The organism is Streptomyces sp. SAI-127, from assembly GCF_029894425.1.
In the GTDB taxonomy this organism is placed as follows: Bacteria; Actinomycetota; Actinomycetes; order Streptomycetales; family Streptomycetaceae; genus Streptomyces.
The window spans coordinates 9678305-9693630 of the sequence record NZ_JARXYJ010000001.1 but is presented as its reverse complement, the minus strand read 5'-3'; the positions used below and the strand labels follow the sequence as shown (position 1 = coordinate 9693630).

Below are 15326 nucleotides of genomic sequence, written 5' to 3'. Positions count from 1 at the left end.
GGGTTCTTATCGGCTCGGGTCCGGGGTGATGAAGGACTGGATGGCGGTGGCGGCGGCTCCGCGGGCCCACTCGTCGAAGGGCAGCGGGTGGGTGCGGACGTCGCACTGGGCGGCGGAGCCGAAGGCGGCCGCGACGAAGGCGTCGCGGATCTGCTCGGCGAACAGGTCGTAGGCGGCGAGCCCTTCGCCGGAGATGATCACGCGTTCGGGGCCGAGGAGGTTGGCGACGGTGGCGATGCCCCGGCCGATCGCCTCGCCCGCGCGGGCGTAGACGTCCCGGGCTCCGGCGACGCCTTCGCGGGCCAGGGCCAGGGCTGCGGCGGCGTCGGGGAGTTCGGCCCCGGTGGCCTCGCGGACCTGCCGGACGATCGCGGCTTCCCCGGCGATCGCCTCGACGCAGCCGCGGTTGCCGCAGTGGCAGAGCGGGCCGGCCGGGTCGACGGTCACATGGCCGATCTCCCCGGCCACTCCGTGCGCCCCGGCGACGACACGGCCGTGCACCACCAGGCCGCAGCCGATGCCCGCGCCCACGGTGACCACGGCGAAGTCGGACAGGCCCACTCCGGCGCCGAACCACTGCTCGGCGACCGTCAGGGCACGTACGTCGTTGTCGACGGTGACCGGCAACCCGGTGGTCGTGGCGGCGAGTTCGGCGAGCGGGACGTCGTGCCACTCCAGGAAGGGCGAGTAGCGGACGGCGCCCTCGGCCCGGTCGACGTCACCGGAGACCGCGATGCCCAGACCCAGGACCGGAGCCGTGGAGCCGTCCGTCTCGGCGAGGAGCAGCTGGACGAGTTCCGTGATGCTCGCGAGCACCGTCCTGGGTTCGCGGTCGGGCAGCGGCAGATGCCGGGCGACGCGGATGCGGCAGCACAGGTCGGTGAGAACCCCGATGATCTCGTCGTCGGTGACCTTGACGCCGATGAACAGGGCCCGCCCTCCGTCGACCCGTACGAGGTTCGCGGGCCGCCCGAGCGCCGGGCGGGCGTCCTGGTCCGCGCCCTCCACCAGGTATCCGGCCTCGATGAGCGGCCGGACTGCCTTGGTGACGGCGGCCGGCGACAGACCGACCCGCCGGGCCACCTCCAGGCGGGGCAGGGGGCCCTGGGACAGGACGGTGGTGAACACCTGTGAGGCGGCGGGTGTGTTGGCGGGGAACGTCTCGGCGCGAGGGGTGGAGCGCATGGCCGGGAACTTAGAGGTCTTCTTTTCCTTCGTCAATAAAAGAAGCAGGATTGGCTGTGCGTTCCCGAAGAGACTTCTGTGCCGATCGGAGCGGTCAATCATAACTTTTTGCACCTTTCATGGCGATAATCTCCGCGTTCGTATGGAAACTGACGGAACGACAGGAGATCAGCCGGATGGCATCAGCACGAGTGATGGTCGGGACGGTGGCCGGAGCGGTCCTGCTGCCCCTTCTCGCGGTCCCCGCCCACGCCGGGTCGCCCGCCGCCCCCGCGGTGGATCTCACAGGTCTGCTCGGCGTGTTGCATTCCGCGACGGCGCAGGGCGCGCCGGGGTCCATGGCCCGGATCGACGACGGGAACACGGTGTACCGGGCCGCGGTCGGCGTCGCGGACCGCAAGAGCGAGCAGACGATGAGCGACACCGACCGGTTCCGTATCGGCAGCGTCACCAAGACCTTCACCGCCGTCGTCCTGCTCCAACTGGTCGACGAGAAGAAGCTGGAGCTCGACGCGCCGGTCAACCGCTACCTGCCCGGACTGCTGCCGGACGACCGGATCACGGTGCGGCACGTCCTGAGCCAACGCAGCGGCCTGTACGACTACACGAACGAGATGTTCGCCAAGACGGTCCAGGGGTTCGAGGCGGTCCGCAAGAAGGTCTTCACCCCCGAGGAGCTGGTGAAGCTCTCGCTGCGCAAACCGCGCACGAACGCGCCGGGCGCGGTGTACTCGTACTCGAACACCAACTTCGTCGTCGCCGGGATGCTGATCGAGAAGCTGACCGGGAACCCGGTGCGGACCGAGTACGAGAAGCGGATCATTGAGCCTCTGCAGCTGCGCGACACGTTCTATGTGCACCCCGGCATGAAGATCCCCGGCCGTCACGCCCGCGGCTATCTCACCCCGGACCAGGCCGGCACCCCCCTCGTCGACGCGACCGAGCAGACCGCGTCGTGGGCGCAGAGCGCGGGCGCGCTCATCTCCAGCACCCGGGACCTGAACACCTTCCTGTCCGCCCTGCTCGCGGGCCGGCTCACCTCGGCCGCGCAACTGGCCCAGATGGAGCGGTGGGCACCGTCGGGGAGTGGTCAGGCGTACGGCCTCGGGTTGCGCCGACGCGATCTGTCGTGCGGGGTCTCGGTGTACGGCCACACGGGTGCCGTGCAGGGCTTCTACACGTACGCGTTCGCCTCGAAGGACGGCAAGCGTGCTCTCGCCGCGGTCGCCAACACCTCCAACAACGGCACGGTCCTCAACACGATGCTGCGCACCCTCGACTCCGTGTTCTGCGGCAAGGCCACGAAGGCTCCGCGCGGCAAGGCGCCGGTGGAGCGGCACGAGGACATCGCCCCGGCGGTCACGCTGGACTGAGCACGCGGGAACCCCTGCGCCCTGGTGTGCGTTTTCACGGCGAGCGACGACACCAGGGCGGCACGATGAGCGAGTTGGTCCCCGGGGGCAATCTGCCCCTCCCCGAAGGGGCCGTCACCGTGCGGGTGCCCGGCCCCTTCGACGTGTCCGCCCTCATCACGGACGACGGCGGCAAGGTCGGGGGCGACGCCGACTTCGTGTTCTACAACCAGCCCTCCGCTCCCGGCGCCCGGCTCTCCGGCGGCACCCTGACCGTCGATCCCCGGGGACTGCGCGCGGGCGCCTCCAGGGTGACGGTGGTCGTCAGCCCCACCGACCCCGGCACCCCCCTGGGCCGGCTGCCGGCCCCGGTCCTCCAGGTCACCGGTGCGGGCGGCCGCCCGCTCGCCCGGTTCGCGCCGGCGCGGCCACGGCAGGAGACCGTCCTGCTGCTCGCGGAGATCTACCGGCGGGGCGACGGCTGGAAGCTGCGGGCGCTGGGGCAGGGGTACGCGGACGGGCTCGCGGGGCTGGCGCGGGACTTCGGAGTGGATGTCATGGACGACACGCCGACGACCGCGGTGCCTTCCGTGCCGCTGACGGTATCGCGGTCACGTCCTGCCGCTGCTCCCGCCTTCCGGACGTCCTCGGGAAGGTCCCCGGCCAACCCGCCGCCTTCCACCCGCCCCGCACCCCTGCTCCGCTCCCCCGCGCCCGCCGCCTCCCCCGATCTGGCCGCCTTCCTCACCCCGGTCAACTCGGCGCGCTCCGCGGCCGGTTCGCCCCCGGTCACGCTCGAACCCCGTCTCACCGAGGCCGCCCGCGCCCACTCCTCCGCGATGGCCTCCGCGGACCGCCTCGGCGTGGAAGGCCCGGACGGCGTCTCCGTCTTCCAGCGGCTCACCGCCACCGGATACGCGTACCTCACCGTCGGCGAGCACCTCGTCTCCGGCCCCCGCGACCCCTCCGAGTTCGTCGCGTACTGCCTGCGCACCGAGCAGCCCCGGCGGACCGTGCACGAGCCGGCCTTCTGCCACGTCGGTCTGGCCCACGCCACCAGAGGCCGCTCCGGCGACATGTACTGGACGGCGCTGTGGGCCAGGCCGCTCACGCCCGCCGACCTGACGCGGACCGCCGACGAGGTCGTCGGCCTCACCAACCGCGAGCGCGGCAGGGCCGGTCTGCCGCCGCTCGGCGTCGATCCCCTTCTGGCCCGTGCCGCGCAGGCGTACAGCACCGACATGGCGGTCCGCGCCTTCTACTCCCACACCTCACCCGAGGGCACCCAGCCCTGGGACCGGGCCGCCGCCGCGGGCTCGACCCGTCGCTCGATCGGGGAGAACATCGCGTGCGGCCAGCGCTCGGCCGCCGAGGTCGTCGAGGGCTGGATGAACAGCCCGGGTCACCGCGCCAACATCCTCAAGCCCGGCTTCACCCACATCGGGATCGGCTTCGCCGGCGGCGGCCCGGCGGGCACGTACTGGACCCAGCTGTTCGGCGCCTGAGCGAGCCCCGCGGACGAGAGTTGCGCCGCGATCTTGGCGGAGGGAAGCCCTCCGGGCCAGGATGCCCCCATGAAGGGTGACCTGTTTTCCAGTGAGCACATGGTGCAGCCGGCCACGGCGCCGGGTATGACGGTCGAGAACTCCAAGTGCATCAGGTACGCGGTGCACGGCGAGATGCTCGCCCGCCAGGGGGCGATGGTCGCCTACCGCGGCAATCTCCAGTTCGAGCGCAAGGGCCAGGGCGTCGGGGGCATGCTCAAGCGAGCCGTCACCGGCGAGGGACTGCCGTTGATGGCGGTGCGCGGGCAGGGCGAGGCCTGGTTCGCGCACGAGGCGCAGAACTGTTTCATCGTCGACGTGGAACCGGGTGACGAGTTCACGGTCAACGGCCGCAACGTCCTGTGTTTCGACGCCTCGTTGGCGTACCGGATCGCGACCGTGAAGGGTGCGGGCATAGCCGGTGGCGGGCTGTTCAACAGTGTCTTCACGGGTCACGGCAGGCTCGGGCTCGTCTGCGAGGGCAACCCGCTGGTGATCCCGGTCTCGCCGGAGTTCCCGGTGTACGTCGACACGGACGCGGTCGTCGGGTGGACGGCGGGCCTCGCAACCTCGCTGCACCGTTCGCAGTCCATCGGGTCGATGCTGCGCGGCGGTTCCGGCGAGGCGGTGCAGCTGGTGCTGCAGGGCTCCGGGTACGTCGTCGTACGGCCGAGCGAGGTGACCCCGCAGAAGGCACAGCAGCACTGAGGCCCCAGGCAGTGATCTGCGCCTCACAGGCAACCCGTCCGGCTCCGTCCACGTCTTGACCGGCAACGGATGATGCCCCGGCCCCTGGGTCGGGGCTCACTTTCGAGGCACTATGCACACCATGTATACACAGCATGTATAGATGAGGTGTATACGGACGGAAAGGCATGCATGTACGGCAAGGCATTCGCACCGGAGTACCAGGGCGCGCTCACCACCCTCTCCGTGAACTCCTCGCTGGACGAGGTCCTGGCCGTCGGCACCGAGCAGTTGAGAGCGGCCGAGCGTGCCGGACGGCACGGGGAGGAGGCCCGCTCCGGGCTCGCGGTCGCCGAGGCGCTGCGCAGGCTCGGCCGGGTCGCCGACGCCGACCGTGCCTGGAAGGCGAGTTACCGGGCCGCCCGCCGGGCCGGGGACACCGCGGGCATGGCCTGGGCGCTGTGGAGCGGCGGCACACTGGCCCGCCAGCGCGGCGGATTCGCCCTGGCCCGGCGGCTGTTGGGGCTGGCGGCCGAGCTCGGCGAGCGTGGCGGCGATGTCGTGGTGCGCGGTTACTCGCTGGCGGGCCTGGCCGAGACCGGCCGTATCCAGGGCGACTACGAGGCCGTCGGCAGGCTGCACGAACAGTTGCTGGCGGAGGCCCGACGGCGTGGCGAGGCCCGGCACACGGTGTGGGCGCTGTCCGGCATCGCGCAGATGCACCGCAACACGGGGTCCTACGACACCGCGTTCGCCATGTTCGAGGAGGCGGCCCGGATCGCCGCGGGCGCCGACGACCGGCGCGGTCATGCCTGGGCGCTGCGCGGGCTCGCCGACCTCGTCTCCGTGCGCGACGGCGACACCGGGCGGGCCCTCGCCCTGCTGTCCGAGGCGGAGACGACCTGCCGCGAGATGAACCTGTCCAGCGCGCTGGCCTACAACCACAAGATGCGCGGCAACGTTCTCTACCGCGCGGGGCGTTACCCCGAGGCCCGCGACCTGTACGAGCAGGCGCTCGCCGGGTTCCGCGCCATGAGCGAACCTCGCGGGGAGGCCCTGGCCCGGCTGGGGCTCGCCAAGTCCCTGGCCCGCCTGGGCCGCGACCGCGCCGAGACCGCGGCCGAACTGGACGATCTGGCCCGCGTGCTGGAGCGGACCGGGCTGCGGCACGCGCGGGAGATGGTGGCACGGGCCCAGGAGGAGTTCGGTGTGCGGACGGAGGCGGTACGGTGACCACGCTCGCCGCTCCCGAAGTCCTCACCCGTTGCCGCCGGTTGGTCCAGCCGGCGCTCCAGGAGGCCGTCGGCCGACTGCACCCCTGGGTGAGCGAGATGGCCGCCTATTCCTTCGGCTGGTGCGAGGTCGGCGGCGCCCCCGCCGTCGCGTCCGGCGGCAAAGGGGTGCGCCAAGCGCTCGCCGTGCTGGGTGCCGAGGCGGCCGGTGCGCCCGGACGGGCCGGGGTGCCCGCGGCGGTCGCGGTGGAACTGGTGCATGTCTTCTCGCTGCTCCACGACGACATCATGGACGGCGACCCGGCCCGGCGCGGCCGCCCCACGGTGTGGAAGGCGTACGGCACCGGCCCGGCCGTTCTCGCGGGTGACGCCCTGTTCGCGCTGGCCGTCGAGACCCTGGCCGGCGCCGGATCCGACGCCGTACGACTCCTGTCCGCGGCACTGTCCGACCTGGTGCGGGGGCAGGCGGACGACCTCCTGTTCGCCACCCGCCCCTGGACGGGACCGGAGCGGGTGCGACCGGAGGAGTACCGGGCCATGGCCGAGCACAAGACCGGGGCGCTGCTGGGCTGCGCGGCGGCGCTGGGCGCTCTGCTCGGCGGGGCACCTCCGGCCACGGTGGCCGCCCTGGACCGGGCCGGGCGGCATCTGGGGGTCGCGTTCCAGATCGTCGACGACGTCCTGGGGATCTGGGGCGATCCTCTGGTCACGGGCAAGCCCGTGCACGGCGATCTGCGGGAGCGGAAGAAGACGTTCCCGGTACTGGCCGCGCTCGACTCGCCGACAGCCGCGGCGGCGCGTCTGGCGCGGCTCCTGGAGTCGGACGGGCCCCCGCAGGAGATGGCGGACCTGGTCGAGGAGTGCGGCGGTCGGTCGGCCGCCCTCGCCGAGGCCCGCTGTCGCATGGCCCTGGCGGAGAGGGCGTACGAGCTGCGGCCTTTGCTTGACTACCTGCTGCGGCGTGATCTCTGAGCCGAGTTGACCGGCGCCTGCCGCCGGGACAGGGTTCGAGGAGAGCTCTCCCCGCCGGAAGGAACCGTCTTGATCGGGATCACGGACATCGAGCAGCAGGCCGGGCTGATCGCCGGACACGTCGTACGCACGCCGACCCTGCCCAGCCCTGGCCTGTCCGCGCTGCTCGGTGCTCCCGTCACCGCCAAGCTCGAACTGCTCCAGCGCACCGGCTCGTTCAAGGCGCGGGGGGCCACGGCCAAGCTGCTGTCGCTGAGTCGGGCGGAGCGGGCGGCCGGGGTCGTGGCGGTCAGCGGCGGCAACCACGGGATCGCCCTCGCCCACATGGCGGCGGCACTCGACGTCAAGGCGACGGTGGTCATGCCGCGTTCGGCGCCCGCCCGGTCCGTGGAGATCGTGGCGGCGGCCGGGGCGTCGCTGCGGCTCACGGACGACATGGACAGTGCCTTCTCGCTCGTGAACCGGCTGCGGGACGAGGGGCTGACACTGGTCCACCCCTTCGACGACCCCCTGGTGATCGCGGGGCAGGGGACCGTCGGACTGGAACTCGCCGACGACGCGGGCGACCTCACCGACGTCCTCGTCAGCGTCGGGGGCGGCGGCCTGATCGCCGGGGTCGCGGCGGCGCTGCGGGCACGTCGTCCGGGTGTCAGGGTCTGGGGTGTGGAGACCGAGGGCGCGGAGGCCATGTCCCGGGCGCTCGCCGCGGGCGGGCCGGTGCCGGTCGCGCTGTCCTCGGTCGTGTCCACGCTGAGCGCCCCGTCCGTCTCGCAGCTGACGTACGACCATGTGGCGGCTCTGGTCACCGAGGTTCTGGTGGTCCCGGACCGGGAGGCCGTGCAGGGCTGTCTCGACCTCGCCGACCACGCCAAGGTGTGGGGCGAACCGGCGGCCGGATGTCTTCTGCCCGCCGCCCGGAGGGTGCTGGAGCGGGTCGGCGACGACTGCCGGTTGGGCCTCGTCGTGTGCGGCGGCAACGCGACCACCGCCGACGTCATGGCCTGGGCCGGGCGGTTCGGGCTGCGGTGAGAGAAGTGCCCGACTGCGTTCGTTCTACTGACTCGAAAGTCAGAAACCGAGCAACCAGAAAGCGGATTCCATCGGTTGACGATTTGATTGAACAGACCCCGCCGCACCCGCCGTACCTCTGTGAAAGGTGAGAGCCAGGGGTTCAGCGAGGGATGACCATGGTCAAGGCGCACGTCTCCACACACGAGTTGGTCGCAGGACGGTACCGGCCCCTGGACATCCTGCACCGCGAGACCAACCGGACCTGCTGGTACGGCGAGGACGTCTCGACCGAACGCCCCTGTCTGCTCACCGAGATCGGGCTGCCGGCCGGCACCGACGAGGAGACCTCGCTGCGCACCGCCGCGGGAGTCGTCCGGATGTCCAAGACCATGCGGGTGCTCTCCCCCGGGCGGATCGCCGCGGTCGTGGACGCCGTGGCGCAGGAGGACACCCTGTGGACCGTCACCGAGCCGATCGACGGCATCCCCCTGGGCGAACTCCTCGGCCGCCAGGGGACCTTCGACCACGTGCGGGCGGCGCGCATCGGCCTGGAGCTGCTGGAGGTGCTCGAGGCGGCGCACGGCGAGGGCGTCACGCACGGTGAACTCAGCCCGGGCCAGGTCTTCGTGCACCACCAGGGCTCCGTCGTCGTCACCGGCTGGGGCCTGGCCGGCGCGACCCTCGCCCCCCGGCTCTCGGCACCGTCGTACGCCTCCCCCGAACAGGCCCGTGACGAGCGCATCGGGCCGGCCGCCGACCTGTGGGCGCTCGGCGCGATCCTCTACACGCTGGTCGAGGGACGCCCGCCCTTCCGGGACCGCGACCGTCCCGCGGCCACCCTGAAGGGAGTCGACCGGCTGCCGCTGCGGGCCCCGGTGCGCGCCGGGCCCCTCACCCCGACCGTGCAGGGGCTGCTGCGCAAGGACTCCCGGGAGCGGCTGAGCCGCACCGCCGTGCGGGGCGCCCTCCTCCGGGTTCTCGACGAGGACCCCTACGCGCCCCCGGAGGAAGAACCCCGCTCCCGGCTGCGCGTCCTGCACGGCGTTGCCCCGGGCCGCAGCAGCCGGCTCCTGATCGCGGGTACCGCCCTGGCCGTCGTCACGGTGGCCGCCGCCGTCCTCACCGTCACCAAGGCGCTGCCCGACGGCGACAGCGCGACGACAGGCGAGGCGCCCGCCCCGTCCGCGTCGGCCTCCGCCTCCGCGCCCGCCCCGCCGCCTCCGGCCCCCTCCCCGTCGGTCACCGCCCCCGGCAGCCGCACCGACCAGAGCGTCGAACCGCCAGTGACGCCCACCCCCACGCCCACACCCACGCCGAGCCGAACGGTCTCTCCCACCGCGGGCACGGGCCTGCCGCCCGGATACAGCGAGTACCACTCCCCCGAAGGCTTCTCCATCGCCCTGCCCAAGGGCTGGAAGCCGTTGGAGACCCAACGCCAGGAGGACCTGGCGTACCGCGTCACCTTCGGCGCCTCCGGTGACCCGCGCACGCTCGCCATCACGTACAGCAAGGCCGTCGGCACGGACGCCGTGGCCGTGTGGCGCGACGACGTGGAACCGGGCCTCGAGGACAACCCCGGCTACCAGCGCATCGGTGACATCCGCGCGGCGACCTACCAGGGCCGCGAGGCCGCCGACATGCAGTGGATCGAGGACGTCGACGGCACCCGGGTGCGCACCTTCGGCCGCGGCTTCCTCATCGGCGAGGGCCGGGGCTACTCACTGCGCTGGACGACCCCGGCGGCCGACTGGAACGACGACACGAACCAGGTGGCGCTGGACACCTTCCTGAGCACCCTCCGCGTGCCCTCAGACTGAGCGCGGCGCGCGCATCCGCCGCAGCGGTCCGCCGTGCAGGGGCTGGGTGCGCCAGCGCGCGGTGAACGTCCGGTCCCCGAGCGCGCACGTCACCAGCAGGTGGTGCGGTGTCTCCAGGAAAGCCACGTCGACGACGAGGGTCTCCGCGTCGGTCCAGCCGCCGCTCACCGCGACGGGCACGGGCTCGTCCGCCACCGTCCAGCCGGCCTCCCCGGCTGCGAGCCCCAGTTCCAGCCGGTCGCCGTCGTCGACCAGCGTCACGCGGCCCCGAGAGTCCACCTCGACCGCGCTCAGGGACGGCTGGTCGGCGCAGGTGCCGCCGTAGGGAGTGAAGGCGGTGTTCCAGTCCTCGACCCGGTCCGCGGGGGTCGCCTTGCCCTCGGCGGGCGGCAGCGCGAGCCGTGTCAGACGGTCCGCCAGGGCCGCGTCCGCCGCCTCGCGGCCGGGCAGCGGACCGGCCCCGAACGCGGGGAGCAGATGCTCCCAGACCAGGTCCAGCACCTTCTGCATCTCCACGGTCTCCGAGGTGATCGCGAGCACCGCGTCCTGTTCGGGCAGCACCACGCAGAACTGCCCGTACGCCCCGTCCCCGCGGTATCCGTGCCGCGCCATCCAGAACTGGAAGCCGTAGCCCTGCTGCCAGTCCGACCAGCCGCCCTCCGGCGGTGCCCCGTGCGAGATCTGGGCCCGCGTCGCCTCGGCCACCCATGACTCGGGCAGCAGCCGCTCGCCCTCCCACACCCCGCCCCGCAGGTACAGCAGGCCGAGCCGGGCGACGGCGTCGGTGGTGGCGTGCAGCCCGCTGAAGCCGAGCTCGCGGCCCGTGCGGTCGGGGATCCAGGCCATCTCGCCGATCCCGAGCGGTTCGAACAGCCGGGGCCGCAGGTACTCGGTGAGCTTCTGGCCCGTGACGCGCTGGACGATCGCGGCGAGGGTGTAGGTGGCGGGCTGGTTGTAGGCGAAGACGGTGCCCGGGTCCCGGTCGGGCGACACCAGCAGGAAGCCCCGGACGAGCTCGTCGCGGTCCTGTGCGCGCGCCCGGTCCAGCGTCTCCTCGAGATGACCGCTGGCCATCGACGCCACATGCCGTACGAGCATCGCGCGGCTGCGCGGGTCGGTGACCTCGGCCTCGAACTCCGGGAAGTACGAGATCACCGGGTCGTCCAGCCCGATCAGTCCCTCGGCGAGGGCGAACCCGGCGGCCGTCGCGGTGAAGCTCTTGCTGAGCGAGTAGAGGAGCTGCACCCGGTCCGGGGCGTACGGCGCCCACCAGCCCGAGGCCACGACCTGGCCGTGGCGCAGCAGCATCAGGCTGTGCGGTTCGATGGCCGGGTCGGATTCGAGGGCGTCGAGGAAGGCCTGTATGCCGGCGGCGTCGATGCCTTGGGCCGCGGGGGTGCTCGTGGGCAGGGAGCTCATGGGGGCATCCTCTCTCGTTCTCCGGCCTTGATCGAGAGGGCCCCGGAAGCCCGTTTTCCCCTCCGGTCACCGGGGACTCGGCCCTCATGGTGCAAATCGGATACACGATGATGACCGAGCAGGCCGGCCCGCGAGATCTCGTCGGCCATGTGGTGCGGGCCGAGGAGGCGGGCTACGACTTCTCGGTGACCTCGGACCACTACTTCCCGTGGCTGCGGTCGCAGGGACACTCGCCGTACGCGTGGAGCGTGCTCGGGGCAGCCGCCCAGGCGACCTCCCGCATTCCGCTGATGACGTACGTGACCTGTCCTTCCTTCCGCTACCACCCGGCGGTGGTGGCGCAGAAGGCGGCGACGATGCAGCTGCTCTCGGAGGGCCGGTTCCGGCTGGGGCTCGGCTCCGGCGAGAACCTCAACGAGCATGTGGTGGGCGGCGGCTGGCCCTCGGCCGACGTACGGCACGAGATGCTGGAAGAGGCCGTGGAGATCATCCGCGCGCTGTTCCGGGGCGGCCATGTGAACCACCGCGGGAACCACTTCGACGTGGAGTCGGCCCGGCTGTGGGACCTGCCGGACGAGCCGCCGCAGATCGGCCTCGCCGTCTCCGGCGAACAGTCCTGCGAACTGGCCGGCCGCCTCGCCGACCTGGTCATCGCCACGGAGCCCAAGGCGGGCCTGCTCGACGCGTTCGACCGGCACGGCGGCGAGGGCAAGCCGCGCGTGGGGCAACTGCCCGTCTGCTACGCCCCCGACCGGGACACGGCGATCAAGCGGGCGCACTCCCAGTTCCGCTGGTTCGGCAGCGGCTGGAAGGTCAACTCCGAGCTCCCGCACCCGGATTCCTTCGAGGCGGCCACCCAGTTCGTCACGCCCGACGACGTCGCCGGGTCGATTCCCTGCGGCGACGACCCGGACGCCTTCGTCGAGGCCGTACGGCCGTACGCGGAGGCGGGTTTCACCGAGATCGCCCTGGTGCAGATCGGCGGGGACTCGCAACCGGAGTTCCTGGACTGGTCGGCGAAGACGCTGCTGCCCGCGCTGCGCGACGCGTTCGCCTGAGCGGGCCGGTCCGCCCGGCGGTACCCGAGGGTTGGTAACTGTTGGCGCTGGACTTGGCAGAAGTGACTTCTGGTGAGCGCGGGTGAGCGCCCGTACTGGATGCGGTGGTTCATCTGCGCGCCAGGAGGGTCTGTTGACGGGGGTGTGCTGCCTGCGGTTTCGGCAGGGAACGCGAGTTCGTGGGTCGAATGGGTGACCTTTGCGGATGCTGCTCGTTGACTGCCGTGGATGGGGATCTTCGGCAGGGCGGGGGTGTACGAGTGGGCACACTGAGGGAGGTGGCGGCGTCGTTCGTGGTGCCCGGCCCGGCCGGGGTGGCGATCCGGGACCGGCTGCGGGTGTCGGATGCGGACGCGGCGGTGCTGGCCGAGGTCGGTGTCTACTTGGGGTCGCTGGCGGCCGGTGATCTCGCGGAGCGGTCCCGGCAGGGGCCGGCACATGATGCCGCGGGGTGGGCGGTACGCAAGCGGGAGCTGACGGGGAGGTCGTCGGCTCGGTGGGCGGGCAGTATCACCAAGGCCACCCATGACCAGTGGGCGCTGGCCAGGCGCGGGCAGGCCGCCCACGCGGCCTGGCTGCGGGGACAGATCGCCTCCATCAAGGCGCGGCTGGCCCGGCCTCTCGGTGCAAAGGCCGACAGGCGGGCAGGGCTGGTGCGCGGCTATGCCACGCGCGTCGAGTGGCACGCCAAGTCCCGCCGCCTGCAGATGCTCAAGGACCGGCTCGCGATAGTGGAGGCGGACTGGGCGGCGGGCCGGGTGCGCGTAGTGCGTGGTGGCAAACGCCTCGCGAACACCCGCCACCACCTTGCGGCGGCCGGACTGGACGAGCACGCCTGGCGGGAGCGCTGGCGGGCGGAGCTGATGTTCCTGGCCGCCGACGGGGAGTCCGGCAAACGCTTGGGCAACAAGACCATCCGCGTCACCGACACCGGCCAGTTATCGCTCAAGCTCCCGGCTCCGCTGGCCCACCTGGCCAACGCACCTCACGGCCGCTACGTCTTGGACGCGACCGTGCGGTTCCAGTATCGGGGGCAGGAGTGGCGTGATCGGGTCACCGCGAACCGGGCGGTGGCCTACCGCATCCACCACGATCCGGTGCGCGGCCGCTGGTATGTCACCGCGTCCTGGCAGCGCGCCGCCCCTCCCGCCTTGCCGCTTCAGGCGGCGCTGGCGCGGGGCGTGGTGGGGGTGGACATGAACGACGACCACCTCGCCGCCTGGCACCTGGATGTGCACGGCAACCCGGTCGGCGAACCGCAGCGCTACTTCTACGACCTCACCGGCACCGCCCAGCACCGGGACGCGCAGATCCGGCACGCCCTGACCCGGCTGCTGCACCACACCCAACGTTGCGGGGCTGCCGCGATCGCCATCGAGGACCTCGACTTCACCGACGGCACCAGCCGCGAGAAGCACGGCCGCAACAAACGCTTCCGCCGCCTCCTCTCCCGCTTCCCCACCGCGAAGCTCAGGGCCCGGCTGGTGTCGATGGCCGCCGAGCAGGACATCGCCGTCGTCGCGGTCGACCCCGCCTACACCAGCCGCTGGGGCGCCCAGCACTGGCAGAAACCGCTCACCACCCCGCGACGCACAATGTCCCGGCACGATGCGGCGAGCATCGCGATCGGGCGACGCGCCCTCGGACACCCGATCAGGCGACGGACGACACCGCCCCCGTCCCACCAGAGTGATGGTGCGGGGCATCGGACCGCCCAGGCCCGACCGGAGATTCTTCGGCGTGAGGAAACCCGCCCCCACATTCCCGGACCGCGCACACGATGCGCGCCACCGGGCCGTGGTGCGAAAGCAGGCGACCAAGGTGCCCAACACCGTTCGGGACACCCGGCTGAGCATGCGTCCTGGCAACAGGACCCACTCCCGCTCAGTCTTCAGGAACGGTGCAATAGGCTTCCGACCCGCACAGCGTGCGGTCCGAACGAGCCTGCCCAGGAGAAACACCCGTGACCCTAGCGATCGACCCGTCCGACACGTCCTTTGAGGCCCCGGTCGAGACGTCCGGCGCGCCCTTGTCCGACCTCGTCGCGCGGGACGCCCGAGAGTTCGGTGTCTACGCGCGGACCGGCGGATGGGCCTTCGGCCTGATGGTGGCGCGCAGCGTGCGGCCCGGCGGCCAGAGCGCGGACGAGACGCCGAAGGTGTCCGCGAAGGAGTTCGCCGAGCTCGCCGGCTGCTCGCCCGAGCGCGTCATGCGCTACTACAAGGCCTGGGACCGGGCCGCCGACGACGGCATGGTCCCGCACTTCGAGGCGCTGGCGCCGGGCCAGGAGGTGGAGCTGCCGGACGCGGACGTGTGGCTCGACTACTACGTCTCCCGCAACAGCGCCGGCTCCGAGCGCGGCACCGCCATCGCCGAGGCCGCCGAGGCCGAGGGCATCCGGCCCACCAAGGCCCTGGAGGTCGCCGAGAACCCGACCGCGCTGCGCGCCGCCATCCTCGCCGACCCCTCCACCGCCCGGGCCGCGCGCAGCGCACTGCTCGACCGGATCAAGGAGGACCCGGAGCTCCAGGCCTCGCTGGCCCGGGACGTGGTGCGCACGGACGACCTGAAGAAGGCCGTGGCCACCGAGAGCCGAGCGGCCGACCGGATCGGCTACGTCCGCCAGATCGCCGAGTCCGGTCAGGTCAAGACCCCGGCCGGGCAGACCATCGACGCACCCGTGGACCTGCGCCAGGAGGCCGAGCGGCACCTGTCCCTCCTCGAGGAGCTGGAGGAGGACGAGGACACCGGCGAGTGGGCGGCCGAGGCCTTCGACACCATGAAGTCCCTCGTCGCCGAGGCCGTGGAGGCCGACCCCGACCTCCGGGTCCAGGAGCGGCGGACGAAGTTCTACAACAGCCTCCAGAAGGCCACCAAGGTGTTCGAGGAGCTGACCTTCGACGACGCCGAGGACTTCTACGAGGACGACATGGTCCAGCAGCTGGAGGAACTCCAGCAGGCCATCGCCTCGTGCATCACGGCCCTGCGCACCGCGAAGGGGAATCACCCGGACGGCTGAGCATCTTGGGCGTATGAGGGGTACTAGAGG

12 protein-coding genes are annotated in these 15326 nt (G+C 72.1%); 10 read left to right on the top strand and 2 right to left on the bottom strand.

Annotated elements, in window-relative coordinates:
• Positions 1–6: 6 nt before the first annotated feature.
• On the bottom strand, positions 7–1185 hold the full coding sequence (locus tag M2157_RS44395; protein ID WP_280868032.1) for an ROK family transcriptional regulator: 1179 nt from the start codon (positions 1183–1185) through the stop codon (positions 7–9).
• Positions 1186–1361: 176 nt separating this feature from the next.
• Between M2157_RS44395 and M2157_RS44390 the strand changes: the two genes are divergently transcribed.
• The 7 genes from M2157_RS44390 to M2157_RS44360 all read left to right on the top strand — a co-directional run bounded on the left by M2157_RS44390 (position 1362) and on the right by M2157_RS44360 (position 9800).
• Positions 1362–2558 (top strand): serine hydrolase domain-containing protein, encoded by a 1197-nt coding sequence (locus tag M2157_RS44390; protein WP_280868031.1) that lies wholly within the window; start codon positions 1362–1364, stop codon positions 2556–2558.
• Between the two features lie 65 nt (positions 2559–2623).
• Complete coding sequence (locus M2157_RS44385) at positions 2624–4042, top strand: CAP domain-containing protein (RefSeq protein WP_280868030.1); 1419 nt, start codon at positions 2624–2626, stop codon at positions 4040–4042.
• 69 nt (positions 4043–4111) lie between these two features.
• Entirely contained in the window at positions 4112–4789 is a 678-nt protein-coding gene (locus tag M2157_RS44380; RefSeq protein ID WP_266520173.1) for an AIM24 family protein, read from the top strand.
• A gap of 171 nt (positions 4790–4960) precedes the next feature.
• Positions 4961–6001, top strand: a complete 1041-nt coding sequence (locus tag M2157_RS44375) for a tetratricopeptide repeat protein (protein WP_280855474.1) — start codon at positions 4961–4963, stop codon at positions 5999–6001.
• Positions 5998–6972, top strand: coding sequence for a polyprenyl synthetase family protein (locus tag M2157_RS44370; protein WP_280868029.1), 975 nt, complete (start codon positions 5998–6000; stop codon positions 6970–6972). Before M2157_RS44375 ends, M2157_RS44370 begins: the two co-directional genes overlap by 4 nt.
• 69 nt (positions 6973–7041) lie before the next feature.
• The gene (locus M2157_RS44365; protein ID WP_280868028.1) at positions 7042–8001 is read left to right on the top strand and encodes a threonine/serine dehydratase; all 960 of its coding nucleotides are present in this window, start codon (positions 7042–7044) and stop codon (positions 7999–8001) included.
• A gap of 152 nt (positions 8002–8153) precedes the next feature.
• Positions 8154–9800, top strand: a complete 1647-nt coding sequence (locus M2157_RS44360) for a serine/threonine-protein kinase (protein WP_280868027.1) — start codon at positions 8154–8156, stop codon at positions 9798–9800.
• On the opposite strand, the gene M2157_RS44355 is transcribed toward M2157_RS44360, so the two are convergent.
• Positions 9792–11219, bottom strand: coding sequence for a serine hydrolase domain-containing protein (locus M2157_RS44355; RefSeq protein ID WP_280868026.1), 1428 nt, complete (start codon positions 11217–11219; stop codon positions 9792–9794). The genes M2157_RS44360 and M2157_RS44355 overlap by 9 nt on opposite strands.
• 86 nt (positions 11220–11305) lie before the next feature.
• Between M2157_RS44355 and M2157_RS44350 the strand changes: the two genes are divergently transcribed.
• From M2157_RS44350 to M2157_RS44340, 3 genes are all read left to right on the top strand, one after another.
• Entirely contained in the window at positions 11306–12277 is a 972-nt protein-coding gene (locus tag M2157_RS44350; protein ID WP_280868025.1) for an LLM class F420-dependent oxidoreductase, read from the top strand.
• Positions 12278–12537: 260 nt separating this feature from the next.
• Complete coding sequence (locus M2157_RS44345) at positions 12538–14244, top strand: transposase (RefSeq protein ID WP_280868024.1); 1707 nt, start codon at positions 12538–12540, stop codon at positions 14242–14244.
• Positions 14241–15296, top strand: coding sequence for a hypothetical protein (locus tag M2157_RS44340; protein WP_280855481.1), 1056 nt, complete (start codon positions 14241–14243; stop codon positions 15294–15296). Before M2157_RS44345 ends, M2157_RS44340 begins: the two co-directional genes overlap by 4 nt.
• Positions 15297–15326 lie beyond the last annotated feature (30 nt).

Coding starts and splice junctions, on each gene's coding strand:
- M2157_RS44395 (WP_280868032.1), bottom strand. CDS start 1,185: ATGCGCTCCACCCCTCGCGCCGAGACGTTCCCCGCCAACACACCCGCC.
- M2157_RS44390 (WP_280868031.1), top strand. CDS start 1,362: ATGGCATCAGCACGAGTGATGGTCGGGACGGTGGCCGGAGCGGTCCTG.
- M2157_RS44385 (WP_280868030.1), top strand. CDS start 2,624: ATGAGCGAGTTGGTCCCCGGGGGCAATCTGCCCCTCCCCGAAGGGGCC.
- M2157_RS44380 (WP_266520173.1), top strand. CDS start 4,112: ATGAAGGGTGACCTGTTTTCCAGTGAGCACATGGTGCAGCCGGCCACG.
- M2157_RS44375 (WP_280855474.1), top strand. CDS start 4,961: ATGTACGGCAAGGCATTCGCACCGGAGTACCAGGGCGCGCTCACCACC.
- M2157_RS44360 (WP_280868027.1), top strand. CDS start 8,154: ATGACCATGGTCAAGGCGCACGTCTCCACACACGAGTTGGTCGCAGGA.
- M2157_RS44355 (WP_280868026.1), bottom strand. CDS start 11,219: ATGAGCTCCCTGCCCACGAGCACCCCCGCGGCCCAAGGCATCGACGCC.
- M2157_RS44350 (WP_280868025.1), top strand. CDS start 11,306: ATGGTGCAAATCGGATACACGATGATGACCGAGCAGGCCGGCCCGCGA.